Genomic DNA, 1235 nt, shown 5'->3' on the forward strand with positions numbered 1-1235 from the left:
CACGGAAATCAAGTTTTACCCAAAAGCGGTAACAACGCCTGAGGATTCATAAGAGCGCCGAACATAATGCCGTTCAAAGGCAGCTTCGATTGTGTCTCACGCTTGTGTATGCGAGTTATGTTAAGCGCACATTTGTGCAGCATATTGAGATTCTGTTGTACGTTCTTACTCTGAACCCTGCATCTGTCCTCATCAAAATGTACATCCAACAGCCAATGCATCGATTCTACCGACCATTCCTCTCTTGCATGATGCAATAACTCTTGTGCTCGTAACGCTTTACTTGAAATATAATAATGCCATTCTTCCGTTACACCTTTGCTCGTCTCAAATCGTGTATGAAGTGCTCCAATACATTTGAGTTCCGGCCATACTCGACCTCCCGGCTGCCATGAAACATCAGCACTCGTATACGCACGCCGTGTTTCCTTCCGCCCATGACCTCTTTCCGTTCGACTAACCCTGTCCATCTTCGCTCTCAGCTTTGTATCATGAACATACTCTGCGATATCGTTCATAAGTGCTTGCTGATTGCCCTTTGCACTCAATAAATAATCCGCTTTTGCCTCAACTATCGCCTCCGCAGTCTCTATTTGACAGTTCATTGCGTCCGCGACTACCATACAGCCCGGAATTGCAAGCTCTTTTATCAATTCCGGTACGGCTGGAATCTCATTACTCTTTGTTGCTACCGTTCTTTGGGCAAGCGTCAGCCCCAATTCCCCTATCTGTGCACTGATGATATGCAAGGGATTGTCGTATTTTTTCATCTTTCCCGTCGAGCGGATCTCTTTTCCGTCTATGGCAATCGTCAACGTCTTTTTCTTTTGCTTACTTTGTTCATTTTCTTCTGCCTCAAGCTTTGCTGCAAGTTCCGGTACAACAGAAGCAACCCATTGTTTCATACACTCATTCAATGATTCCGGTCGTATTATCCCGAGCAAACTTAGCAGCCACCAGTAGCACGGTATCCGTTTGATTCCAAACGTTTCTTCCAGAAACTTCCTGACATGTTCGGTCGTTGCCCATGCGTGGATTTTCTTTACGCTTTGTAAATCGCATAGGCTTCCCAAAATCACGATGATAACCGCAGCTTTTATACTGCAAAAATATCCGTCGTATTCCCGCTCCGTCTCAAGCACTTCGAGTGCGTCTTCCAGTTCTTCCCACCTCATACCCGCACTCTAGCACTTTTTCAACTTTTTAAATAGTACCTCTGAAAATTGATTTCCGTG

1 protein-coding gene is annotated in these 1235 nt (G+C 45.2%); it reads right to left on the bottom strand.

Annotated elements, in window-relative coordinates; genetic code table 11:
* Positions 1-8 precede the first annotated feature (8 nt).
* Positions 9-1175: an ISAs1 family transposase gene (locus HMPREF0860_RS04060; protein ID WP_021495518.1), complete on the bottom strand. Its 1167-nt coding sequence runs from the start codon at positions 1173-1175 to the stop codon at positions 9-11.
* Positions 1176-1235 lie beyond the last annotated feature (60 nt).

The sequence above is a fragment of the Treponema socranskii subsp. socranskii VPI DR56BR1116 = ATCC 35536 genome, assembly GCF_000468115.1.
In the GTDB taxonomy this organism is placed as follows: Bacteria; Spirochaetota; Spirochaetia; order Treponematales; family Treponemataceae; genus Treponema_D; species Treponema_D socranskii.